Origin of the sequence: Actinoplanes awajinensis subsp. mycoplanecinus, from assembly GCF_001509495.1 — a bacterium.
GTDB lineage: Bacteria > Actinomycetota > Actinomycetes > Mycobacteriales > Micromonosporaceae > Actinoplanes > Actinoplanes palleronii.
This window is the reverse complement of record NZ_LLZH01000156.1, coordinates 33,363-57,235: the sequence shown is the minus strand read 5'-3', so window position 1 is coordinate 57,235 and position 23,873 is coordinate 33,363. Positions and strand designations below refer to the sequence as shown.

At 71.9% G+C, this 23,873-nt stretch carries 21 protein-coding genes and 1 pseudogene; 12 read left to right on the top strand and 10 right to left on the bottom strand.

Going from position 1 to position 23,873, the window contains the following annotated elements:
* The first annotated feature begins 17 nt into the window (after positions 1-17).
* Entirely contained in the window at positions 18-914 is an 897-nt protein-coding gene (locus tag ADL15_RS18480; protein WP_067692292.1) for a LysR family transcriptional regulator, read from the top strand.
* A 154-nt stretch (positions 915-1,068) separates the two neighbouring features.
* Here ADL15_RS18480 and ADL15_RS56465 read toward each other — a convergent pair.
* Both ADL15_RS56465 and ADL15_RS56460 read right to left on the bottom strand, forming a co-directional pair.
* Positions 1,069-1,260, bottom strand: a pseudogene (locus tag ADL15_RS56465) (DUF885 family protein); the annotation flags it as partial.
* Positions 1,254-1,550 carry a DUF885 family protein gene (locus ADL15_RS56460; RefSeq protein ID WP_269748358.1) on the bottom strand — a complete coding sequence of 99 codons (297 nt, stop codon included), beginning with the start codon at positions 1,548-1,550 and terminating at the stop codon, positions 1,254-1,256. The gene ADL15_RS56460 and the pseudogene ADL15_RS56465, both read right to left, overlap by 7 nt.
* A gap of 338 nt (positions 1,551-1,888) precedes the next feature.
* Here ADL15_RS56460 and ADL15_RS18470 point away from each other — a divergent pair, with 338 nt between their 5' ends.
* The 3 genes from ADL15_RS18470 (at position 1,889) to ADL15_RS18465 (ending at position 4,564) form a co-directional block, all read left to right on the top strand.
* Positions 1,889-3,043, top strand: coding sequence for a glutathione-independent formaldehyde dehydrogenase (locus ADL15_RS18470; protein WP_067692289.1), 1,155 nt, complete (start codon positions 1,889-1,891; stop codon positions 3,041-3,043).
* Positions 3,036-3,200, top strand: a complete 165-nt coding sequence (locus ADL15_RS53030; RefSeq protein WP_157441453.1) for a hypothetical protein — start codon at positions 3,036-3,038, stop codon at positions 3,198-3,200. Before ADL15_RS18470 ends, ADL15_RS53030 begins: the two co-directional genes overlap by 8 nt.
* A gap of 119 nt (positions 3,201-3,319) precedes the next feature.
* The gene (locus ADL15_RS18465) at positions 3,320-4,564 is read left to right on the top strand and encodes a hypothetical protein (RefSeq protein WP_232344202.1); all 1,245 of its coding nucleotides are present in this window, start codon (positions 3,320-3,322) and stop codon (positions 4,562-4,564) included.
* A 158-nt stretch (positions 4,565-4,722) separates the two neighbouring features.
* Here ADL15_RS18465 and ADL15_RS54255 read toward each other — a convergent pair whose 3' ends face one another.
* From ADL15_RS54255 to ADL15_RS18445, 5 genes are all read right to left on the bottom strand, one after another.
* Positions 4,723-4,914 (bottom strand): hypothetical protein, encoded by a 192-nt coding sequence (locus ADL15_RS54255; RefSeq protein ID WP_067692286.1) that lies wholly within the window; start codon positions 4,912-4,914, stop codon positions 4,723-4,725.
* 23 nt (positions 4,915-4,937) lie between these two features.
* Complete coding sequence (locus ADL15_RS18455) at positions 4,938-5,375, bottom strand: SDR family NAD(P)-dependent oxidoreductase (protein WP_198170865.1); 438 nt, start codon at positions 5,373-5,375, stop codon at positions 4,938-4,940.
* 125 nt (positions 5,376-5,500) lie between these two features.
* Positions 5,501-6,379: a GNAT family N-acetyltransferase gene (locus ADL15_RS18450; RefSeq protein WP_067692281.1), complete on the bottom strand. Its 879-nt coding sequence runs from the start codon at positions 6,377-6,379 to the stop codon at positions 5,501-5,503.
* A gap of 41 nt (positions 6,380-6,420) precedes the next feature.
* Complete coding sequence (locus ADL15_RS53025; RefSeq protein ID WP_157441452.1) at positions 6,421-6,588, bottom strand: hypothetical protein; 168 nt, start codon at positions 6,586-6,588, stop codon at positions 6,421-6,423.
* Positions 6,589-6,680: 92 nt separating this feature from the next.
* Positions 6,681-7,286 carry a TetR/AcrR family transcriptional regulator gene (locus tag ADL15_RS18445; RefSeq protein ID WP_067692278.1) on the bottom strand — a complete coding sequence of 202 codons (606 nt, stop codon included), beginning with the start codon at positions 7,284-7,286 and terminating at the stop codon, positions 6,681-6,683.
* 230 nt (positions 7,287-7,516) lie between these two features.
* On the opposite strand from ADL15_RS18445, the gene ADL15_RS18440 reads away from it, so the two are divergent.
* From ADL15_RS18440 to ADL15_RS18405, 8 genes are all read left to right on the top strand, one after another.
* Positions 7,517-9,085 (top strand): amino acid permease, encoded by a 1,569-nt coding sequence (locus ADL15_RS18440; protein ID WP_067692274.1) that lies wholly within the window; start codon positions 7,517-7,519, stop codon positions 9,083-9,085.
* Positions 9,082-9,891: an urea amidolyase associated protein UAAP1 gene (locus tag ADL15_RS18435; RefSeq protein WP_067692271.1), complete on the top strand. Its 810-nt coding sequence runs from the start codon at positions 9,082-9,084 to the stop codon at positions 9,889-9,891. The genes ADL15_RS18440 and ADL15_RS18435 overlap by 4 nt, the downstream gene beginning before the upstream one ends.
* Positions 9,885-10,499, top strand: a complete 615-nt coding sequence (locus ADL15_RS18430; protein ID WP_067692269.1) for an urea amidolyase associated protein UAAP2 — start codon at positions 9,885-9,887, stop codon at positions 10,497-10,499. Before ADL15_RS18435 ends, ADL15_RS18430 begins: the two co-directional genes overlap by 7 nt.
* A gap of 4 nt (positions 10,500-10,503) precedes the next feature.
* Positions 10,504-14,097, top strand: coding sequence for an urea carboxylase (gene uca, locus ADL15_RS18425; RefSeq protein ID WP_067692266.1), 3,594 nt, complete (start codon positions 10,504-10,506; stop codon positions 14,095-14,097).
* Entirely contained in the window at positions 14,097-15,740 is a 1,644-nt protein-coding gene (gene atzF / locus ADL15_RS18420) for an allophanate hydrolase (RefSeq protein WP_067692263.1), read from the top strand. Before uca ends, atzF begins: the two co-directional genes overlap by 1 nt.
* A 100-nt stretch (positions 15,741-15,840) precedes the next feature.
* A complete protein-coding gene (locus ADL15_RS18415; protein ID WP_067692260.1) occupies positions 15,841-16,701 on the top strand; it encodes an aldo/keto reductase in 861 nt (286 codons plus the stop codon).
* Positions 16,702-16,789: 88 nt separating this feature from the next.
* The gene (locus ADL15_RS18410) at positions 16,790-17,110 is read left to right on the top strand and encodes a hypothetical protein (RefSeq protein WP_067692258.1); all 321 of its coding nucleotides are present in this window, start codon (positions 16,790-16,792) and stop codon (positions 17,108-17,110) included.
* 123 nt (positions 17,111-17,233) lie between these two features.
* Positions 17,234-19,513: a putative bifunctional diguanylate cyclase/phosphodiesterase gene (locus ADL15_RS18405; RefSeq protein ID WP_232344201.1), complete on the top strand. Its 2,280-nt coding sequence runs from the start codon at positions 17,234-17,236 to the stop codon at positions 19,511-19,513.
* A 138-nt stretch (positions 19,514-19,651) separates the two neighbouring features.
* Here ADL15_RS18405 and ADL15_RS18400 read toward each other — a convergent pair whose 3' ends face one another.
* From ADL15_RS18400 to ADL15_RS18390, 3 genes are read right to left on the bottom strand one after another with little or no spacing between them, the layout of a single operon-like run.
* Positions 19,652-21,742, bottom strand: coding sequence for an iron ABC transporter permease (locus tag ADL15_RS18400; RefSeq protein ID WP_067692252.1), 2,091 nt, complete (start codon positions 21,740-21,742; stop codon positions 19,652-19,654).
* A complete protein-coding gene (locus tag ADL15_RS18395) occupies positions 21,739-22,800 on the bottom strand; it encodes an iron-siderophore ABC transporter substrate-binding protein (RefSeq protein ID WP_067692249.1) in 1,062 nt (353 codons plus the stop codon). Before ADL15_RS18395 ends, ADL15_RS18400 begins: the two co-directional genes overlap by 4 nt.
* Positions 22,797-23,684, bottom strand: a complete 888-nt coding sequence (locus tag ADL15_RS18390) for an ABC transporter ATP-binding protein (protein ID WP_067692245.1) — start codon at positions 23,682-23,684, stop codon at positions 22,797-22,799. The genes ADL15_RS18395 and ADL15_RS18390 overlap by 4 nt, the downstream gene beginning before the upstream one ends.
* Between the last annotated feature and the right edge of the window lie 189 nt (positions 23,685-23,873).

Here is a 23,873-nt window from a genome sequence, read left to right as displayed (position 1 = left end):
GTGGCTAGCATGGTTCGGTGGAGACCCAGTTGCTCGACGTTTTCCGTACGGTGGCGCGGCTCGGCTCGATCACGGCGGCGGCCCGGCGGCTGCGGTTCACCCAGTCGGCGGTGTCGCGGCAGGTGGCCGCGCTGGAGGCGGAGGTCGGGGCTCGGTTGCTCGACCGGCTGCCCCGGGGCATCGCGTTGACCGAGCAGGGGCGGGCGCTGCTGCCGTACGCGGAAGCTGTTCTTGATCGTGTGGCCGCGGCCCGTCAGGCGGTCGGCGACCTTGAGGCCCTCGATGCCGGGCGGTTGCGGGTGGGCGCGTTCGCGACGGCGGTGGCGGCGCTGGTGCCGCGGGCGCTGGCGACGTTCCGGGACGAGTTTCCGGGGGTGGCGTTGTCGCTGGTGGAGGGGATGTCGCCGCGGCTGCTGGAGCGGTTGGTGGCCGGGGACGCGGATGTGGCGGTGGTCAGCAGTGCGCCGGCCGGGCCGCCCGATTCTGATCGGTTCGAGCTGCACCATCTGCTTGATGAGCGGATGTTGGTCGCGGTGCCGCTGGGGCATCGGCTGGCGCGGCGGCGGACGGTGCGGCTGACCGAGTTGGCCGACGAGTCGTTCATCGCGAACTCACCGCGGGCCGAGGAGACTCTGCTGGGGGACAGCGCGGCCGCCGGGTTCCGGCCGCGGATCGACATCGTGGTGGGTGAGTGGACCGGGAAGCTGGGGTGTGTCGCGGCCGGGCTCGGGGTGACGCTGGTCCCGGTGCTGGCGGCGCGGGGCGCGCCGGCGGACATCACGCTGCTGCGGCTGCATCCGGACGACGTGCCGGTGCGCAAGGTGTATGCCGCGACGGTGGCGGGGCGGACCCGGTCACCGGCGGTGGAACGGTTCTTGAGCTGCTTGACCGAGGCGGCGGGCGCCTTCGTCTAGCGGCGAGGTTCCGGAACGGCGAGCGCGGCGGCCCGCGGGTCCAGGCCCAGTGAGCCGACCTCCAGCGCCCGCCGGTGGAAGGCCCGCCGGTCGCGTCCCGGCCGTGCAGGACGCCGGGCGCGTCGGGGCGGTCGAGCCGGTCGAGCGCCGCGGGCACGCTGCCGCCCAGCGACTTGGCCTCCGCGACCAGCTCCGCCTCGATCGCGGTGAACTCGGCCCAGCCCCAGTCGTGCAGCTCGCGCAGATCCGGTTCGGCGCCCAGGAAGGTCCGCACCCAGAGTGCGTACCGTTGTGGTCCGAAAGCCTCCTCGCCACGAGTCCGCGGTGCCAGGTCCGCGGTCAGCATCTCGGCAAATTTTTGGTACGCACACCGCGCGCTCGACGCCGCCGCCGCAACGACGCCAGCTGCCGCCCGTCGCCGTAGCGCTCGACTAGGGCGACGTCCTCATCGGCCCACTGCCGGCAGCGCTGTGTCACCGTCTCCACCTGACGCCGCGTCGGCAGGTGGCCGCGGTCGGCGGCGAGCCGGAGACTGCGCGCGTACCCGTCCAGCGCGGCCGGGATCGCGGCCAGGCGCGCGCCGACCCGGGCCCAGCCCTGTTCGTACCATCGGCCCTCGGTGTCGCGGCCCGGCACCGCAGCCTCCACGGACTGGCGGATGACCTGGAGCGGTCCGGTGGCCGCCGCGTGCAGCTCGCGCAGGGGTCGAGACGGGCCAGATCACGCAGCAACCGCCCGGCAAAGTCCTCGATCACGAGGCGATGCTAGAGCCTCGTTTTGAGTCTACCCATCCGCGCCGACCCGCAGGTCCGCCCAGCGCAACAGCCGGTGCACGCCGTCGTGGCGGTCAAATCGCCACCCCCGGCTCGGTGTCGGCGCAGTTGCCGATACCGGTCCGGGGAGGTGTGTCGAGGTCTGTAATGAGATGCCGTCCAAGCCTGGGCGGAGAAGGTAGCTGCGACGAGGAGGCAGTCGTGAGGGCAGTGGTGTACGAGGGACCCCGGCAGGTCAGTGTCAGGGACGTGCCGGACGCGCGGATCGAGCGGCCGACCGACGTTCTGGTGCGGATCACGTCGGCGAACATCTGCGGCTCGGATCTGCACATGTACGAAGGTCGAACCGACTTCGAGGCCGGCCGCTGGTTCGGACACGAAAACCTGGGCCAGGTGGTCGAGATCGGCGCCGGCATCGACAAGATCCGGGTGGGCGACTGGGTCGTCCTGCCGTTCAACATCTCGTGCGGACACTGCAAGAACTGCGAGCGTCAGCTCACGAACTACTGCCTGACCGCCCAGCCCGAGCCGACCATGGCCGGTGCCGCGTACGGCTTCGCCGACATGGGCCCCTACGGCGGCGGACAGGCCGAGCTGTTGCGCGTGCCCTGGGGGGACTTCAACTGCCTGCGGCTGGGGGAGGACGCCGAGCAGCGTCAGACCGACTACGTCATGCTCGCCGACATCTTCCCCACCGGCTACCACGCCACCGAGTTGGCCGGCGTGCAACCCGGCGACCAGACCGTCATCTACGGCGCGGGCCCGGTCGGGTTGATGGCCGCCCTGTCGGCGACCATCCGAGGGGCGAGCAAGGTGATGATCGTCGACCGGCACCCCGACCGGCTGCGCCTGGCCGAGTCGATCGGCGCGATCGCCATCGACGACTCCAAGGTCGATCCGGTACAGGCGGTCCTGGACCACACGATGGGACTGGGCGCGGACAACGGCTGCGAGTGCGTCGGCTATCAGGCGCATGAGCCCAGCGGCCGGGAACAGGCCAACCTGACGATGAACCGGTTGGTCGCCTCGGTACGCTTCACCGGGAAGATCGGCAACGTCGGTGTCTTCGTACCCCAGGATCCCGGAGCCAGCGACGAACTGGCCAAACAGGGCAAACTCGCCTTCGACTACGGCATGTTCTGGTTCAAGGGCCAGCACATCGGCAGCGGCCAGGCCCCGGTCAAGAAGTACAACCGGCAGTTGCGGGACCTGATCGCCGCAGGCAAGGCCGAGCCGTCGTTCATCGTCAGCCACGAGCTGCCCCTCGACCGCGCTCCGGAGGCCTACGAGCACTTCGACAACCGGGACGACGGCTGGACGAAGGTCGTCCTGCACCCTGCGATGGCGGGTGCGTGACAGGACCGGCGAGCTGAACGCACTCCGGCACCTGCACAAGCGGCCGGCAGCGTCCGGCGCCGGCCTGCGTCACGCGGACCGGGACGTGGCGGTCGGCGAGGAGCCGCGAGTCGCCGCGACGGCCGGTGGCCCGGATCGCGATCGTCCTGCCGTGTAACTTGTTCCTCAGTAGCGCGAGTGCTGCGGACGCGGCCGCCCTCCCGGGCCGCCGACCACCACATCTCGGAATCCGCCGCGTGGGACGACGCCGCCCGGACCACTTGGCAGGAGCGGTTGATGACCGGCAACCCGTATATCGAGACCGCGGACGAGCGCGAGGATGACCGGACGTCGATCGTGGTGGGCCTGATCGCCACCCCGCCCGACTATCCCGCGCGAGTCGCGCAGCGGCTTGCCGACGAGCTTGCCGACCTGCTCGCCCGGCGGGTGGACGACGATGTGCGGTGGGAGGTCCGGACCGGGTGGGGTTCGGTCGCGCCGCGCCGCGACGGGGGTGTCGAGGCGCTGCTCGACGATGTGGCACGCCGTCGCGAGCAGGAGGGCTGGGAGGTGGCGATCTGCCTGACCGACCTGCCGTTTCAGACGCAGCGTGTACCGATCGTGGTGCGGTCGTCGGCCGCGCGTCGTGTCGCCATGGTCTCGCTGCCCGCGCTCGGTCTCGGTCAGTGGCGGGCGGTGCGGGCGGTCGTCCCCGACCTGGTGCAGGAACTGCTCCACCGGTCCGGCACGGGTGGCGCCCCGGGACCGCTGAGGGACTTGGTGGGCGTGGTAGCGGCCATCCATCGCATCCTCGACACCAGCGACGATGGCGAGATCGGCCTGGTCGCCTCCCGCTTCCGGGGTGGGTTGCGGCTGGTGGTCGGCATGGTGCGGGCCAACCGGCCCGGCCGGGCACTGCTCGGGTTGTCGAAGCTGCTGGTGGGCGCGTTCGGTACCGCGGCCTTCGCGCTGACCACCAACACCATCTGGCAGATGGGTGAGGCGCTGGGTGCACTGCGCCTGACGGCGATCATGGTGCTCGGTATCGGGTCGCTGGTCGCCTGGCTCATCGTCGCGCACGATCTCTGGGAGAAACCCGGCCGCGATACACCTCCGGAGCTGGCCCGGCTCTTCAACATCGGCACCGTGCTCACGCTCTGCCTGGCCACCACGGTGTCCTATCTGGTGCTGTTCGCCGGGACGGCGGCCGCCGCATGGCTCCTGATCCCCCCGTCGGTGCTCCAGCAGTCGTTGCATCCGCCGATCGGGATCGCCGACTACCTCACGCTGGCCTGGATCGTCAGCTCATTGGCCACCATCGGCGGCGCGATCGGTTCGGGGCTGGAGCACGAGGAGACCGTGCGGGCCGCGGCGTACGGCTACCATCCCGATCCCGAAGGCTGGCTCGACGAGACCGGCAGGCCGGACGGCGAGGGGCCGGACCGGCCGAGGTTGCCGGAGTGCGCGGAACTGCCGGAGGGATACGGGCGAGTGGACGGAACCGGCCAGCCGCTCGGGAGGGAGCGGCCGGCCGGCCGCTGACCGCGGCCTAAGGGTAGGGCGTGGCGTCAGCGGTCTTCCGGTACTTCGACGTCCGGGCGGACCGTCCGTCTGTTGCGGCAGGCCTCAGTCACCGCATCCGTGCTCGGCGTGCGGGTTCCGAAAAGGGCGTCGAGTGGCCTGTCCGTTCCTGATACTGGTCACGGAGAGTGCCGCGCGGACAGCAGAGCCTCGGAGTCGATGGTGCCGTAGCGGGACTCGCGCACCATCGCGGTCGGCATCAGTGAGGCCGGGTGCAGGCAGTTGGCGGTGACGCCGGAATCGGCCAGTTCGTCGGCGAGATCGAATGTGTGCGCGATCAGCGCAAGCTTGGACCGGCGGTACGCCTCCACCCCGGTGTAATCCTATTCCATCATCAGGTCGTCGAGAGGTCGACCCGACGCTGTCCGGCCGAGGCGACGTTGACAATCCGGGCGTAACCGGACTGCCGCAGGGCCGGCAGTAGCAACCGGGTCAGCAGATACGGCGCCAGGTAGTTGACCGCCAGGCGCAACTCGTACCCGTCGCGGGACAGCTCCCGGCCGGCGCCCGGGGCGCCGAACCCCATACCGGCATTGTTGACCAGCACGTCGATTCCGGCAGCATGCTCGGCGGTCTGAGCCGCGAGCGCGCGTACCTCGTCGAGCGACGACAGGTCGGCCCGGATCGCCACCGCGCCGGTCTCCCGGGCGATACCGGCCAACCGGTCGGCGTCGCGGCCGTGGACAACAAGATGGTGCCCGGCAGCGGCCAGGGCGCGGGCCAGCGCGCGCCCCAGCCCATCCGAGGCGCCGGTGATCAAAATGTTCGCCACGGTGCCAGTCTGCCCTGACCGGAGCGGGTACACACGGTCGCGACCGTCACCAGCCGGCCAACGAACATCGAAAGGCGTCGATCATCATGGGAAGCTTCCGCTACTTCACGGTTGCGATGGCACAGTCAACTCGTGCGGCGGAAGTCGGTAACCTCCGGGAACTTCTGAAAACCAGCCGAAACGTACGTCGCCACGGCGCCGACGTTGCTGCTCGGGGTGCACACTGTCGCGCTGGACGAACCCATCCGCTGCAATGCGGCGGCCGCGGCCACCGTGATGGCGCGGCCGTATCCGTGGCCACGGTGATCCCGATGAACGCCCAGTGGTTCGAGCAAACCCGGTCGTCCTTCCCCCGCCGACCAAGCCGTCACCGCGGCGACCGCATCGCCGTCGCCGTCGTAACCGACCAGGCACCGGGCCCGACGGTACGGCGGTGCAGCGGCCATCGCGCGCCAGCGCTCCACAGTGAACGCCGAGTTGGCGAACGCCGCCCGCTGCACCGCGACCCGATCATCAACGATCCGATCCCGAACATCGTGCGCCTCGATGACCTCGACCCGGAGCCCGCAGTCCTCCACCGGCTCGATCAGTTCGCGAGACAACGGGGTCCACGGTTCGTCGGCCGCCCAACCGCCGCGATCCAGGAGATCTCGAAGAGCAGTGCCGAAGCGGGCCTCGACGGCCCCGGTGCCGTCGGGCAGCACCCCCTGCTTCGGATCCGACAGATCGGCCAGCAGCCGGGCCGCGAACGCGGCGTCTTCGTCGACGCCCGGTGCGATGCCCATGCGGATCACCCCGTCGTCCACCATGCCAACGGCCAGGACGTGCCCGTTACGGGCCCACACCCTGACGGCCTCGGCCACCTTCCGTCGGCCGAACCTCCAGTGCCACCCAAGGTCGCCTGGATGAAGCTGGACCGGCCCGCCGGTGTGCTGCCAGACCGCTACTGCCTCAACGATCTCGCCCAACGCATCCGGCGTCGCAAGCTGCATCGTGACCGACATGCGCCGACCTAACCACACCACGGAGACGACGCAATTGGGTTTCACCGCCAGAGAGCCCGATCGGCCGGTGTCATCGAGGTGATCGTGGGGCCGGTGTCGTCGAGGACGACGCGGCGGGTGTCGGACACCGGCCAAGCGGTGGCTGCGGCGCCGTCGCTCACCGTCCAGAGGTCGGCGGTGCCGTTGTCGTCGGCGTCGGCGGCCTGCAAGGTCGGTGTGGTTGTCGCCGTCGATGGCGGGCGCCAGCGGCGCGGCCGTCGCGGGCAGTGGTGCCGGCAGCCGGATGTCCCCGGCATCCGGTTTATCTCGACCGGGCGAGGCGTAACGCGGCGGCGGCGACGGTTTCCTGCAGGGACTCGGCGTCCGGCGGGGTGGGTAGGTCGCGGCGCATGCCGATGACGCTCTCCACCAGACCGAACACCAGGTCGCCGAGCACCGCCGGGCCGTCCGGGGACGAGGCCGCGGTCAAGCGGCGGTACGCCGTGCGCAGCTCCTCGCGTTCGCGCCGGAACAGGGCGAAGGGCTCGGACGCGATCTCCGGCAGCGCATACAGGATGCCGATGTTCCAGCGGGCGCCGAGCAGCACCCCGACGTCGTAGCGGACCAGGGCGTGCAACGCGTCCGCCGGCGGGAGGCCCTGGGCGGCCAGCTCCGCGGCGAACGCCAGCGACGGGCGGACCGTGGCCTCCAGCAGCTCGGCCAGGATCTGTTCCTTGGTGTTGAAGTGGTAGTACAGCGACGCCTGCCGGATGCCGACCCGCTCGGCTATCAGGCGGGTCGAGGTGGCCGCGTAGCCGCGCTGGGCGAACAGCTCGGCGGCGGCGTCGAGGATCTCCTCGCGGGCCGTCGCAGCCGGCAGGCGGCGGGCGCCGGAACGGGGTCGTCCGACAGAAGGGGCGGAGCTCACCGGTCCATCGTTCCACGCGCCCGGGCGACCGCCGGATCCGCCGGGGCCGGGCGGGCCGTGGGTCACGGTGCGCCGGGGCACCCGCGGCCGGAGCGGCCGTAACGCCGACGACACACCCGGCAACCCAAGGTTTACCACCGAGAAACCGTCGTCGATGCCCGCTCCCGGAATCTGTCAACTGACAGAAATTGACGGGCGGCAGGTCAGCCGCCCTGTCCATAGGAGGCGGCATGTCCCTCGCTCCTGCCCCGCCCGACGCGAACGACACCGCCGACGCCGCCGATCTGCGCGGCTTCGGGTACGAGCCGCAGCTGCGCCGCAGCATCGGCAGTTACGCCAGCTTCGCGGCCGGGTTCTCGTTCGTCTCGATCCTCACCACGGTCTTCCAGCTCTTCGCGTTCGGGTTCTCGTTCGGCGGGCCGGCGTTCTTCTGGACCTGGCCGCTGGTCTTCGCCGGTCAGTTCATGGTCGCGCTGACCTTCGCCGAGCTGGCCGCCCGCTATCCGATCTCGGGCTGCATCTACCAGTGGTCGCGGCGGCTCGGCAACGCCACGGTGGGCTGGTTCGCCGGCTGGGTCATGATCATCGCGCAGATCGCCACGGTGGCGGCGGCCGCGATCGCGCTGCAGGTGGTGCTGCCGTCGATCTGGTCCGGGTTCCAGCTGGTCGGCGGGGATCCGTCGCTCACCTCGACGACCGGCGCCACCAACGCGGTCATCCTCGGCACCGCGCTGATCGCGGTCACCACGATCATCAACATCATCGGCGTACGGCTGATGTCGATCGTGAACAGCATCGGCGTGACGCTGGAGATCATCGGGGTGGCCGCGGTGGTCGTGCTGCTGCTGACCCACGCGGAACGCGGTCCGGGCGTCGTCTTCGACACCGGCGGGACCGGCGAGGGGCTCGGCTATGTCGGCCCGTTCCTGGTGTCGGCGCTGATGGCGGCGTACGTCGTGGTCGGCTTCGACAGTGCGGGTGAGCTCAGCGAGGAGACCCGCGATCCGCGCCACACCGCGCCCCGCACGATCCTGCGCGCGCTCGCGGCGGCCGGTATCGGCGGCGGGCTCATGCTGATCGCTGCGCTGATGGCGGCCCCGTCGCTCACCGATGGCCGGTTGGCCACCGAGGGCCTTCCGTACGTCCTGACGAGCCGCCTGGGCGAGACCGGCGGCCGCATCCTGCTCGTCGACGTGGCCATCGCGATCGCGGTGTGCACGCTCGCCATCCAGACGGCCGGCAGCCGGATGGTGTTCTCGATGGCGCGCGACAACGTGCTGCCGTTCTCCGGTGCGCTGCGCCGGGTGTCCCCGCGCACCGGAACCCCGGTCCTGCCGGCGATCGTGGTCGGGGTCGGCGCGGCCGGCGTGCTGCTGGTCAACATCGGTCAGGCCGCGCTGTTCACCGCGATCACCAGTGTCTGCATCGTGATGCTCTACATCGCGTACGCCCTGGTCACCATCCCCCTGCTGCTCCGCCGATTGAAGGGCTGGCCGCGCGGCGAGCAGGAGACGCTGACCGAGCGCGGCGGGCGGCTGTTCTCACTCGGCCGGTTCGGACTTGTCGTCAACGTCCTGGCCGTGGTCTACGGCATCGGCATGATCGTCAACCTGGGCTGGCCCCGCCCGGAGGTGTACGACCCGGCCGGCGGCCACTGGTACCTGCACTACTTCTCGCTGCTGTTCGTCGGCGCGGCCCTGCTCGCCGGCGGCCTGGCGTACCTGCGCTACCGCACCCGGGCGATGTCGCTGCACCTGGCACTGCCCACGCCAGTGGTCCCGGAGGGGGAAGCCGTATGAGCACGGCCACCACGGCCGGCGCCCGTGAGCACGCCCGCGCCCAGGACGGCACCGTCGTCGAGTGCATGCCGACCGTACCGGCGGCGACCGCCGGCGACGGCGTGACCTGGGCCGAGACGATCCCGGGCGGTGGCTACGCCAGCAAGCGCCTGGCCCGCGGCACCACGCTGCGGCTGACCGACCTCTACGGCGACGCCTGCGTCTCGGTCCTGCTCTTCAACGCGGACGAACCGTGGGAGCGGCTCAACGTCGCCGACACCGTGAAGGTGCTCTGGCAGGCCTACGTCGGCGCGGGGCACCTGCTCCTCTCCGACCAGGGCCGGGTGCTCGCCTCGGTCACCGCCGGGGCGGGCGACCGCTCGGACAGTTTCTGCGGCACGTCCACGGCGACGAGCAACACCACACGGTACGGCGACGGCACCCCGCACGGCCCCACCCCGGCGGGCCGGGAGCTGTTCACCCTGGCCGCCGCGAAGCACGGGCTGACCCGCCGGGACCTGCCGCCGAGCATCTCGTTCTTCCAGGGCCTGCGCGTCGGCGAGGACGGCGGGTTCACCTGGCTGGGCTCGGCGGGCGCCGGGGCGGTGGTGGAGCTGCGCGCCGAGATGCCGGTGACGGTGCTGCTCGTGAACGTTCCGCACCCGCTCGATCCGCGTGACGCGTACACCTGCTCGGCTCTGCGGGTGGAAGCCGTGCGCGGAACGGCGACCGCGCCCACCGATCCGCTCTGGACCCGGTCGCCGGAAGGCGAACGCGCGTTCCGCAACACCGCGGACTACCTGGAGGCAAGGGGCATGCCGTGCTGACCGGCAAGACCGTGCTGGACGAGCAGGTGGACGCGCGGGCGCCGTGGTCGGCGATCGTGCGGGCCGGGCAGGTGCTGGACATCGTCGACCTCAAGGGCAATCAGGCGGTCGACTGCCTGCTCTACAACGCCGACGACACCAGCGAGCGGTACTCCGCGCCGGACACCATCGCGGCGCAGGGCAACATCTTCCTGACCACCGGCAGCGTGCTGCGCTCCAGCGAGGGGCGGCCGCTGATGACCGTGGTCGCCGACGAGGTCGGCCGGCACGACACGGTCGGCGGGGCGTGCAGCCGCGAGTCGAACACCCTGCGGTACGGCCAGCACACCAAGCACCAGCACGCCTGCGTGGAGAACTTCCTGATCGAGGGCAGTCGCTGGGGCCTGGGCAAACGCGACCTGGTCAGCAACATCAACTGGTACATGAACGTGCCGGTCGACCCGGACGGCAGCCTCGGCATCGTGGACGGGATCTCCGCGCCGGGCCTGCGGATCTCGCTGCGCGCCGAGCGGGACGTGCTGGTGCTGATCTCGAACTGCCCGCAGATCAACAACCCGTGCAACGGCTTCGACCCGACACCGGTCCGCATGATCATTACGGGGGACTGAGAAGATGTTCGACACCCTGCTGGTCGCCAACCGCGGTGAGATCGCGTGCCGGATCATCCGCACCGCCGCGCGGATGGGCCTCAAGACCGTGGCCGTGTTCTCGGACGCGGACCGCGCCGCGCCGCACGTGCGGATGGCCGACGTGGCGGTACGGCTCGGTCCGGCGCCGGCCCGCGACAGCTACCTGCGGGTGGACCGGGTGCTCGACGCGGCGCTGTCCACCGGCGCCGGCGCCGTGCACCCGGGCTACGGGTTCCTGTCCGAGGACGCCGGGTTCGCCACCGTGGTCGAACAGGCCGGACTGCTGTTCGTCGGGCCGACCCCCGCGCAGCTGACCGCGTTCGGGGCCAAGCACACGGCGCGGGCGCTGGCCGCCGACGCCGGGGTGCCGATGATCGAGGGGACCGGGCTGCTGTCCGGTCTCGATCAGGCCCTGGCCGAGGCGGAGCGGATCGGCTACCCGGTCATGGTCAAGGCGACCGGCGGTGGTGGCGGCATCGGGATGCAGGCCTGCGCCGATCAAGCAGCGTTGATCGAGGCCTACGACCGGGTCGAGCGCCTGGCCGTGGCCAGCTTCGGCAGCGGCGGGGTGTTCCTGGAGCGTTTCGTGCAGCGCGCCCGCCACGTCGAGGTGCAGGTCTTCGGGGACGGCGCCGGTCGGGTCGTGGCACTCGGCGACCGGGACTGCAGCCTGCAACGCCGCAACCAGAAGGTGATCGAGGAGGCGCCCGCACCCGGGCTCCCGGCGTCGCTCCGCGATCAGCTTCAGACGAAAGCGGTCGCGCTCTGCGAGTCGGTGCGGTACCGGTCGGCGGGCACTGTCGAGTTCGTCTACGACGCGGAGCGGGAGCAAGCCTCGTTCCTCGAGGTGAACGCGCGGCTGCAGGTCGAGCACCCGGTGACCGAGGAGATCTTCGGGATCGACCTGGTCGAGTGGATGCTGCGGCTGGCCGGCGGCGACTCCGGGTTCCTGGACACGCCGTTGACGGCGGCCGGGGTGGCCGTCGAGGCGCGCGTCTATGCGGAGGATCCGACGCTGGGCCACCGCCCGAGCGCCGGCCTGATCACGAACGCCGAGTTCCCGGCCGAGCCGCGAGCCGACGTCGAGTCTCCGGCGGAGGCGCGCGTCGACGGCTGGGTCGAGGCCGGCACCGAGGTGTCCACGGCGTATGACCCGATGCTCGCCAAAATCATCGTGGCCGCTCCGACGCGCGCTCTCGCGTACCGGAAATTGGGCGAAGCCCTGAAAACCACCCGCATCGACGGCATCGAGACCAACCTCGGTCTTCTTCGGGCCGCGGCAGCGGACCCGCAGGTCCTGGCGGCGACCCACTCGACCGCGACCCTCGCCGGAGTCCACGACGAGGAACCCCGGATCGTGGTGGAGCGACCCGGCACGATGACCACCGTGCAGGACTGGCCGGGGCGGGTCGGGCTGTGGGAGGTCGGGGTGCCGCCGTCCGGGCCGATGGACGACCTGTCGTTCCGGCTGGGGAACCGGGCGCTCGGCAACGACGAGGGCGCACCCGGGTTGGAGTGCACGGTTGACGGGCCGGTGCTGCGGTTCAGCGCGGAGACCACGGTGTGCGTGACCGGGGCGGCCGTGCCGGTGACCGTGGACGGGACGCGGGTGGCGCGGTGGGAGCCGGTCGTCGTGCCCGCCGGGGGAGTGCTCGAGGTGGGCAAGGCGGTCGACGGCGGGCTGCGGGCCTATGTCCTGTTCGCCGGTGGGCTGGACGTGCCGTCCTACCTGGGCAGCGCGGCGACGTTCACGCTCGGGCAGTTCGGCGGGCACGGCGGGCGGGCGCTGCGGGTCGGCGACGTGCTCCGGACCGTGGCGTCAGAAAACGTCGGCGACGTGCTCCGGACCACGGCCCGGGTGCGGGAATCGGCTGGCTCTCCGGGGTGCCTCAGCACCGCTGAGACACCCCGGAGGCCCAGCCAGGGTCGAGACGAGCGGCCGGTCATCCGCCGCGACTGGCAGATCCGGGTCACCGAGGGGCCGCACGCCGCCCCGGAATTCTTCCTCCGCGAGGACCTCGACGCGTTCTACGCCGCGCAGTGGGAGGTGCACTTCAACTCGGCGCGCACCGGCGTCCGCCTGATCGGCCCGAAACCGCGCTGGGCGCGCGCCGACGGCGGCGAGGCCGGCCTGCACCCGTCCAACATCCACGACACGCCCTACTCGGTCGGCGCGATCGACTTCACCGGTGACGTGCCGATCCTGCTCGGCCCGGACGGCCCCAGCCTCGGCGGTTTCGTCTGCCCGGCCACCGTGATCACGTCCGAGCGCTGGAAGCTCGGGCAGCTCACCCCGGGCGACACCGTGCGGTTCGTGCCGGTGTCCGACATCGATTTCACTCCGCTGATCCGCGCGGTCGACGACGGCATCCTGGCCCGCGACGACGAGGTCACCTACCGGCGTTCCGGCGACGACAACCTGCTCGTCGAGTACGGCCCGATGACCCTCGACCTGGGCCTGCGGATGCGCGCGCACGCCCTGCAGGACCGGTTGCGCGCCGAGGGCCTGCCCGGCGTCGTCGACCTCACCCCGGGCATCCGCTCGCTGCAGATCCACGTCGACCCGGCGGTGCTGCCGGTGCGCACCCTGCTCGACGTGGTCCGGTCGCTGGAACTGCCGGACAACCTCGAGGTGCCCAGCCGGGTCGTGCACCTGCCGCTGTCCTGGGACGACCCGGCCACCCGGGAGGCGATCGCGCGGTACATGGCCGGGGTCCGCGACGACGCGCCCTGGTGCCCGTGGAACATCGAGTTCATCCGCCGGGTGAACGGCCTCGACAGCGTCGACGACGTGTACCGGACCGTTTTCGACGCCAGCTACCTGGTGCTCGGGCTCGGCGACGTCTACCTGGGTGCGCCGGTGGCCACCCCGCTCGATCCGCGCCATCGCCTGGTGACCACCAAGTACAACCCGGCGCGCACCTGGACGCCGGAGAACGCGGTCGGGATCGGCGGCGCGTACCTGTGCGTCTACGGCATGGAGGGGCCGGGCGGGTACCAGTTCGTCGGCCGTACCGTGCAGGTGTGGTCGCGGTGGCAGCGCGAGACGCCGTACCTGCTGCGGCACTTCGACCGGATCCAGTGGTACCCGGTCGGCGCCGAGGAGCTGCTCGACCTGCGGGCCGACATGGCCGCCGGACGGCACCGGCTGCGGATCGAGGACGGCACGTTCCGGCTCGCCGACCACGAGCGGTTCCTGACCGAGAATGCCCCGTCGATCGCGGAGTTCCAGACCCGGCAGGCGGCCGCTTTCGGTCAGGAGCGCGCGGACTGGGCGGCGGCCGGGGAGTTCGACCCGCGGCCGGAGCCCGCCGTGCCAGCGCCGGCCGGTGAGGTGACCGTGCCGGAGGGCGGGACGCTGGTCGAGGCGCCGTTCACGTCCAGCGTGTGGCGCCTCGACGTGCGGCCCGGCGACACCGTCGTGGCCGGGCAGCCGCTGCTCGCCCTGGAGGCGATGAAGCTCGAGACCGTCGTCACCGCGCCCACCGCCGGGGTGGTCGCGCAGATTCTGGTCAGCCCCGGTGCGCAGGTCGCGCCCGGGAGTCCCCTCGTTGTTCTCGCCGGAAGGGCATCTTGATGATTCCACAGGACCGTGTCCGGGCCGCTTTCGATCAGCTCGCCCTCGAGGAGCGGCCGGAGGCATGGATCACGCTGCGGTCCCTCGAGGCGGTGCTCGCGGACGCCGTCGTGGTCGAGGCCCGCCTCGCGGCGGGCGAGGAGCTGCCACTCGCCGGGAGGTTGGTGGCGGTCAAGGACAACATCGACGTTGCGGAGCTGCCGACGACGGCCGCCTGCCCATCGTACGAATATCTGCCGTTGATCTCCGCCCCCGCCGTGCAACGGCTCGTCGACGCGGGGGCGATCGTGCTCGGCAAGACCAATTTGGATCAGTTCGCGACCGGTCTGGTCGGCACCCGCAGTCCGTACGGCGCGGTCCGCGACGTCCGGGACCCGTCGCGAGTCTCCGGCGGCTCCAGCTCCGGGTCCGCCGTCGTGGTGGCGCTGGGCATCGTGGACCTGGCGCTGGGCACCGACACGGCCGGCTCGGGGCGGGTCCCGGCCGCGTTCCAGCAGATCGTCGGGATCAAACCGTCGCTCGGGCTGGTGCCGACCACCGGCGTGGTGCCGGCCTGCCGCAGCCTCGACTGCGTGACGATCTTCGCCCGGACGCTGTCCGAGGGCCGCCAGGCGATCGCGATCATGAGTGACCCGGTGTGGCCGGCCGACGCCCCGCTGGCCGCGCCGCCGCACCCGATCGTCGCGGTGCCGGACCGCTCCGAGCTGATCGGGATGTCACCGGAGTGGCTCGACGCCTTCGAGCAGGCGGCGAAAACCCTGGAAACTGCCGGGGCACGGTTGCGCCCTATCCGCCTCGGACCGTTTCTGGCCGCGGCCAAGCTGTTGTACGAGGGCGGCTTCGTCGCGGAGCGCTACGCGGCGGTCGGCGCATTCCTGGACTCCGCCCCGGCCGGCGTCGACCCGGTCGTCGGCGCGATCATCACCGGGGCTCGGGACATCCCGGCGCACGTCCTCGTCGCCGACACCGAGCGCCTGGAAGCGCTGCGCCGCGAGGCGATGGCCGAGTGGGGTGACGCCGACGCGCTGCTGCTGCCGACCGCGCCGATCCACCCGACGATCGCCGAGGTGGCCGCGGACCCGGTCGGGGTGAACGCGCGGGTCGGCACGTACACGAACTTCTGCAACCTGTTCGACCTGGCCGCGGTGGCCGTGCCGGCCGGCATCGGGGTGCAGGTGATCACGCGCGGGTTCGCCGACGCGGTGGCCCTGGACATCGCGGCGATGCTGACCGGGGTGCCGTCACCCGGCGGGTACACCGACGGGCTGCCGCTGCTCGTGGTCGGCGCGCACCTGAGCGGCCAGCCGCTCAACCACCAGCTCACCTCGGCCGGCGGCCGCCTCGTGGGCCGGGTCGCCACCGCACCCGAATACCGGCTGTACGCGCTGCCCAGCACCCCGCCGAAGCCCGGCCTGGTGCGGGTGTCCGAGAGCGGTCAGGCGGTCGAGGGGGAGCTGTGGGAGCTGCCGCCGGCCGCGCTGGGGCCGTTCCTGGCCGCGCTGCCGTCGCCGATGGTCCTCGGCAAGGTGCGGCTGGCCGACGGGACCTCGGTCACCGGGTTCCTCTGCGAGGCGGCCGCGGTCGCCGACGCCCCGGACATCACGGTGCACGGTGGGTGGCGCGCATTTCTGGCAACGACATGAAGAACGTGCACGCGCCCTGGTACGTGCTCGGAACCCTGCTGCTGCGATTGATCCACCGCGGGGTAGCTTCGATTCGTCACCGAACCGGAGGAAATTCACCATGACGATCGCGGACAGCGGCAGCATCGACCTCGGCGGGAAGAGCGTGCACCGCCTCGGCTTCGGCGCCATGCGGATCACCGGGCCGGGCATCTGGGGCCCGCCGCGGGACCACGACGAGGCGATCCGGGTGCTGCGGCGCGCCGTCGAGCTCGGGGTCACGTTCATCGACACCGCCGACTCGTACGGGCCGGACGTCTCCGAGGACCTGATCCGCGAGGCCCTGCACGACGGCAGCGGCTACGGCGACGTGGTGATCGCGACCAAGGGCGGTTTCACCCGGATCGGGCCGGACCGCTGGGTCGCGCTGGGCCGGCGGGAATACCTGCGCCAGTGCGTACTGATGTCGATGCGCCGTCTCGGTGTCGAGCAGATCGACCTGTGGCAGCTGCACCGCATCGACCCGAACACCCCGCGCGACGAGCAGTTCGGCGAGCTCAAGGCGTTCCTCGACGAGGGCCTGATCAAGCAGGTCGGCCTCTCCGAGGTCAGCGTCGAGGACGTACGGCAGGCGCAGGCCGCCGGGCTGCCGGTCGCGTCCGTGCAGAACCGCTACAACCTCGGTGACCGCCGTGCCGAGAACCTCGTCGACTTCTGCACCGAGCAGGGCATCGCGTTCATCCCGTGGGCCCCGGTCGACGCCGGCGCCCTGGCCCGCCCGGGCGGCCCGCTCGACCAGGTCGCCGGCGCGCACCCGGGTGTCACCACCGGGCAGCTGGCCCTGGCCTGGCTGCTGCGGCGCTCGCCGGTGATCGTCCCGATCCCGGGCACGTCGTCGGTCGGCCACCTCGAGGAGAACCTGCTCGCCGCGGACGTGCAGCTCACCGACGACGAGTTCGCCACGCTGACCAAGGCGGTCTGAGGCGGAGCCCGCAGTCAGCCGATTGACGGATCGCGAACCCGTCGGCCGACGGCTGCGGGGCACTGCCGCGGTGGGCGAGGCTCTTCCCATGACTCCCACCCGCAACTTCCTCTCCTACAAGTCGAGCGGCTCGATCCTGAGCGTCTACTCGAAGGACTCGGTGCTCTCGGTCGGGTCCATCGGGTCGATCCTGTCGATCGGGTCGTTCGGCTCGATGCTGTCGGTCGGCTCGGCCGGCTCGTTCGCGTCGGTGCTGTCGGCCGGGTCGGCGGGGTCGGTGATGGCGATCGGCGCGTTCGCCTCGATGCTGACCGCTGGGTCGCTCGTCGCCGCCGGGCTGGCCGTCGCGGCCGTCGCCCTCGGCGTGCTGCTGGTCGCCCTGACACCCCGGCCCGGCTGGATCCGGTGACCGGTTGCGCCTTGCTCGCCGGTCGCCTGCCGCCCCGGCCGGGCTGGACCCGGTGACCGGCTGCAACCGGCTTGCACCGGGAAGCGGCCGAAACTCGCCGGGGATTGCTTCATGGTGGAGGGCATGGCACAACCAGGGGCGCGTCTCGCGCGGCTGTTGACGGTGGCCGTGTGGGGATCGGGCGCCCTGCTCGGGGTGGTCCTCGTCCAGGTCGTCACCGGCTGGGGCAGTGAGGTCCAGATACGGACGATAAATGATCTGGTCTTTGCCCCGGTCACGCTGCTGACCGCGGCGCTGGGGCTGCGGCTGATCGTGAAGGGCGGACTGCCGCGCAACGAGCGCCGCGCCTGGATCCTGCTCGAGGTGGCGTTCGCCGCACAGGGCGCGGCGCGGATGACGTCGCTGGTCCGGGACTTCCAGCCCGGTGTGCCGGCGTACCCGTCGGTTTCCGACTGCCTGTACCTGGCGGCGATCCCGTTCATGGTGGCCGGCCTGGTGCTGCTGCCCGCCGACCGTCGCAGCCAGGCCGAACGCTTCAAGCTGCTGATCGACTCGTTGATCATCGTGGCCGGCGCGTGCATGGCGCTCTGGTACCTGGAGATCGGGCCGATCCTGCAGATCCCGGGCGCGGATCCGATGGTGATCGCGTTCTCGGCCGCGGTGCCGATCCTCGACCTGCTGCTCGTCTTCGCGCTGATCACCCTGCTGCTGCGCCGCCCGAAAGCCGGGGTCGCGGTGGGGCTGCTCGGCGCGGCGATGGCGGTCAACGTGGTCGCGGACAGCACGTACACCATCGCGTACCTGCATTTCGGGGTGTTCTTCCAGCCCGGCAGCTGGCCCTTCCTGCTGTGGGCGGCCGGTGCCTTCCTCGCGCTGCTCGCCGTGCATCACCGGATGCGCCAGAACGCCGCGACCTCCGGTGAGCGGCGCAGTCGCGGCCGCTTCGGCTGGCTTCCGTACGGTGCGGTGGTGCTCGCGTACGCGCTGATCGCCTTCGTCGCCCGGGACCAGTCGATGAACCCGCTCGGCGGCATGATCCTCGGCGGGATCGTGATCACGAGCCTGGTGATCGTCCGGCAGATGTTCGCGCAGCGGGAGAACCGTCGCCTGGCCGTCACCGACCCGCTCACCGGGCTGTCCAACCGTGCCCTGATCGCCGAGCTGCTCAGCGAGATGCTCCGTCAGCCGCACCGCGACGACCGGCACAGCGCGGTGCTGCTGATCGACCTCGACCGCTTCAAGCCGATCAACGACGTGTACGGGCACGAGGCCGGCGACGCCGTGCTCAAAGCGGTCGCGACGGCGCTGCGCGCGGTGATCCGGACCGGGGACACCGCCGGGCGGCTCGGCGGTGACGAGTTCGCCGTGCTGCTGCCCGGGATGCCGACCCGGGCGGTCGCCGAGAGCATCGCGCAGCGGCTGGTCGAAGCCCTGCGCACGCCGGTGATCTTCGGCGATCTGCTGCTGGGCGTCGAGGCCAGCATCGGTGTCGCGTTCCTCGACGAGACCACCGCCGACACCGCGCAGGTGATCGCCCACGCCGACGCCGCCATGTACGCGGTCAAGCGCGCCGGCCGCGGCCACTACCGGGTCTACACCCCGGAGCTGGACACCCGCGCGCGCGACGCCGAGCTGCGCGACGCGGTCGAGAACGGCGAACTCGTCCTGCACTTCCAGCCGGTGGTCAACCTGGTCGGCGGCGACGGCATCGCGGTCGAGGCGCTGGTGCGCTGGAACCACCCGGTCCGGGGCCTGCAGATGCCGGGCGCCTTCATCGAACTGGCCGAGGAGACCGGCGCGATCATCCCGATCGGCGAGTGGGTGCTGCGCGAGGCGTGCCGGCAGGCCGTCGGCTGGTCCACCCCGACCGGCGAGAAGGTGTGGCTGAGCGTCAACGTCTCGGCCCGCCAGGTCACCCAGGCCGGCCTGGTCGACACGATCCGCGAGGTGCTGGCCGAGACCGGGTTCCCGGCCGACCGGCTGGTGCTGGAACTGACCGAGAGCGTGATCCTGCAGCCCGACGAGCAGACCGTGGCGCGTCTGAGCACGCTGCGCGAAATGGGCATCGGCATCTCGGTCGACGACTTCGGCACCGGGTACGCGGCGCTGAGCTACCTGCGCACCCTGCCGGTCAGCATCCTGAAGATCGACCGCTCGTTCGTCGACGGCATCGACACCGACCCGGACACGTACGCGGTGGCCGAGGCGCTGGTCCGGCTGGCCCGCGCGTACCGGCTGCACGTGGTGGCCGAGGGCATCGAGACCGCCGAGCAGGCCCGGTGCATGGCCGAGATGGGCTGCACCTTCGGCCAGGGTTATCACTTCGCCCGCCCGATGCCCGGCCCGGCCCTGGCCGACCTGCTCGCCTCCGGCGGCGTCGGCAGTCAGATGGTCGCCCACTGACCGGCGCCGGGTGACCGGCTGCCAGGGGTGTCTCCGCGCCCGCGAGACACCCCTCACGACCAGCCGGGGTCAGGTTTTCCGGGGTGTCTCAGCCATCCTGAGACACCCCGGAAAACCAGCCGACTACCTGACGCCGGGTCAGGTTCGGGAGCGGCGTAGCAGCCAGACGAAATACGGCGCGCCGATCAGCGCCATCATCAGGCCGGCCGGGATCTGCGACGGCGCGATGATCGTGCGGCCCAGCGTGTCGGCGGTGCAGACCAGCAGGCCGCCGAGCAGCATGGCGACCGGGATGATCCGCCCGTGCCGGACGCCGACCAGGCTGCGGGCCAGGTGCGGTGCGACCAGACCGACGAAGCCGACCACCCCGATCGCGATCACGCTCACCGCCGCGGCGACCGCGGCGACCGTCAGCAGGGTCAGGCGCGCGCCCTCCCGGCGTACCCCGAAGATCCGCGGGGTGTCCTCGTCGATGGCCAGCAGGTCGAGCTGGCGGCGCATGCCCAGCGCCGCCGGGATCGCGACCAGCAGCACCAGGGCGACCGGCAGCACGTCGGCGAAGGTGCGCCCGTACGTGGTGCCGGAGAGCCAGGTCAGGATCCGCGGGGTGTCCCACGGGTCGGCGCGCAGCAGCAGGAACGTGCTGACGTTGCTGAGCGCGTACCCGCAGCCGATGCCGATCAGCAGGAACCGGTCCGGGAGCAGTCCGCCGCGCCAGGCCAGCACGGTGATCAGCGCGAACGTGGCCAGGCCCATCACGACGGCCACGACGATCAGCGTGGGACGGCCGCCGGACAGCGCCGAGGTCACCACGATCACCGCGCCCAGCCCGGCGCCCGCGGTGATGCCGAGCACGCCCGGCTCCGCGAGGGGGTTACGGACCGTGCCCTGCACCAGCGTGCCGGCCAGGGCGAGGGCCGCACCGGCGACGACGGCCGCGGCGACCCGAGGGGCCCGGTCGTCGAGCGCCCGGCCGATCAGGTCCGGCGCGGTGCCCTGCAGCCACAGCACGATGTCGCCGGTGCGCAGCCACAGGCTGCCGGCCAGCAGACCGGCCACCGCAGCGACGGTCAGCAGCGCGGCCACCACGATCAGCACGGTGGCGAACCGGCGGCGGGAGCGGACCGCGACGTACGCCCGGGGCGCCTCACGTGCGGCGCCGGCGTCGCGCAGCCGTAGCGCCAGGATCACGATCACCACGGCGCCGAGCAGCGCGGTCGGGATGCCGGTGGGGATCGAGGCGGCCGCCTGCGCGCCGAGGATCGCCCGCAGCACCGCGTCCGCGAGGATGACCAGCAGTGCCCCGGCCAGTCCGCAGGCCGGGATCAGGAAGCGGTGCCGGGCCAGGGCGCTGATCCGGTGGGCGGCCAGGCGTACCGCGACCGGCGCGGCGAGCCCGACGAACGCGATCGGCCCGGCGAGCGTCACCGAGATGCTGGTCAGCAGCACGGCGCAGAGCACCGCGACGACCCGGGTCGAGCGGACCGGCACACCGAGCGAGGCGGCCGCGTCGTCGCCGAGGCCGAGCACGTCGAGGCGGGTGGCCAGCAGCAGGGCGGCGCCGAGCGCGACGGCGATGACCGGGGCGGCGCGCAGGGCGGCGTCGATGTTCAGCTGGGCGAGCGAGCCGCTGCCCCAGGCGTACAGGCCGGTGGTGCTCTCCTTGAACAGGATCAGCAGCATCGCGGTGGCCGCGTCGAGCGCCATCGCGACCGCCGAACCGGCCAGGATCAGCCGGGTCGAGCCGATGCCCGAGGCGGTGCCGACCAGCCCGAGCACCAGGCCCGCGGCGAGCAGGCCACCGGCGAAGGCCACCGCGCCGGACGCCCAGAGTGGCACGGCGAGGCCGAACGCGGCGACCGCGCACAGCGCGAAGTAGGACCCGGCGGTGACGGCGAGGGTGTCCGGCGCGGCCAGCGCGTTGCGGGTGACCGACTGCAGCAGGGCCCCGGCAGCGCCGAGTGCCACCCCGACCGCGACACCAGCCAGCACCCGCGGCAGCCGCGAGCCGGTCAGCACGTCCGCGACCGGTACGCCACCGACCTGCTCACGCGCCCCGAGCAGGTAGCGCACCAGGTCGGTGACGCCGATGCCGGAGGTGCCCTGGGTGATGTGCCACAGCCCGGCCACCACGACCGCGACGAGCAGGACGGCCAGCACGGCCGCCCCGCTCATCCCGCGACCGAGTCCCAGACCGGGGAGTGCCGGCCGTACCCGGGTGTCGCTCACGCCGTGGTCAGGATCTTCACGTAGGCGTCGATGGCCTGCTCGTTGGAGAGCGGGCCGCCGGCGCCCCAGACACCCGCCGGGAACGCGTACGCACGGTTCTCCTTGACCGACGGCAGCGCCGACCAGATCGGGCTCTTGCGCAGCTCCTTGACGTAGCTGTCCGCGGTGTCGTCGTCGGAGTAGAACAGGGTGGCGCTGCCGACGGCGGTGAGGCCCTCGATGTCGGTCTGCGCGAGACCGTACGCTGGGTCGACGCCGCCGCTGCCGTACGTCTTGTTGATCGCGTCGGTCCAGGCCGGTACCAGGCCGAGCTGCTCGCCGAGCTCGGTGAACAGCGCGCCCTTGCCGTACGGGCGGATGACGACGTTGCCGCCCTCGATCCAGCCGTCGAAGAACAGGAAGTCCTTCGCGGTGACGTTCGCGGCCGCGACCGTGGTCTTGGCCTCGGCGAGGTGCGTGTCGAACTGGCTCAGCACCTTCTCGGCGCGCTCGGTGCGGCCGGTGGCCGTACCGATCATCGAGAAGACCTTCTTCATGTTCGCGATCTGGCCGGTGGCGTCGGCGCCGACGGTGGCCAGCACCGGCACGCCGCGCTTCTCCAGCTTGGTGATCAGCTCGTCGTCGGCCTTGAACGCCTCCACGATGATCAGATCGGGGTTCGTCGCGTAGAGCGCGTCGAGGTCGGGCTGGCCGCGCTCGCCGGTGTCGACGACGCCCGCGGGCAGCGTCTCGGCCTTGACGTAGGTGGCGTAGCCCTTGGCGTCGGCGACCGCGACCGGGTTGAGGCAGAGCGTGATCAGGTCCTCGGTCTGCTGCCACTCCAGCACGGCGACCCGCTGAGCCGGCTTGGCCAGCTCCACCTTGCGGCCGACGCCGTCGGTGATCGACACCGGGCCGGTCGCGGTCGTCGTGGTGTCGTTGGCGCAGGTCTGCGACGTGGGGGCGGCCGAGCCGGCGGCGGCGGGCTCGTCCACCTTCGTGGTGCCGCAGGCGCTGAGCGCCACGGCGACCGCGGCGAGGGCCGCCGTGGTGACCGCGAGGCGGTTGACAAGGATCATCGGACTTTTTCTCCTGGGTGGATCGGGGGCGCCGCGGGGGCGGCGTAACGGTTGCGGGCGGGATGCCGCCCGACGGGGTCGAGGCGCAGGCGCCCGGTGCGCGGGTCGACGTCGACGTCGACGCGCAGGTCGTAGACCTCGCTGAGGTGCTCGGCGGTGAGCACCGCGAGGGGGTCGCCGGCCGCGTGGATGCGCCCGGCGTGCAGCAGCACGAGCGTGTCGGCGACCCGGGCGGCGTGGTCGAGGTCGTGCAGCACGATGCCGACGGCGACGCCGTGCTCGTCGGCGAGGTCGCGGACCAGGTCGAGCGTCTCGATCTGGTAGCGCAGGTCCAGGTGGTTCGTCGGTTCGTCGAGCAGCACCACGCCGGTCTGCTGGGCCAGGCAGGCGGCCAGCCAGACGCGCTGCATCTCGCCGCCGGACAGTTCGCCGACCGGCCGCTGGGCCATCTCGGTCACGCCGGTGACCGTCATCGCCGCGGCGATCGCCTCCCGGTCGGCCGGGGACGGCCCGGCGAAGCGCCGCCGGTGCGGGTGCCGTCCGAACGCGACGACCTCGCCGGCCGTCAGCCCGTGCGGGGCCTGACGCGACTGGGAGAAGAGGGTGACCTCCCGCGCGAAGTCCCGGGCGCTCAGCAGCGACACCGCCCGGGCCGGCCGGCCGTCGCGGTGCTCGAGGGTCACCTCGCCGCCGTCCACCCGGTGCAGCCGGGCCAGCGCCCGCAGCAGGGTGGACTTGCCACTGCCGTTCGGCCCGATCAGCGCGGTCACCCGGCCGGGCTCCAGCTCCACCGAGACGCCGTGCACCACGGCGGTCTTGCCGTACCGGAGCACGAGCTGGTCACCGCGGAGCACGGCCGCGGACGGCGCAGGCGTCGTGGACATCGATCGGCTCCGAATTCGCAGGGCAGCAGGCGCGGCACGCCCGGTCGAGGCAGCCGTCGGCCTCGCTGGCGGCGTGACCGTGCTGGTCGGCCGGAACGAGGTTAGGTTTGCCTTGCCTTACGGAGGCTAGATGATCATCAGATTGTCGGCAATCCGGCCCTCAGGACAGGCGATACGGGATTCCGGACA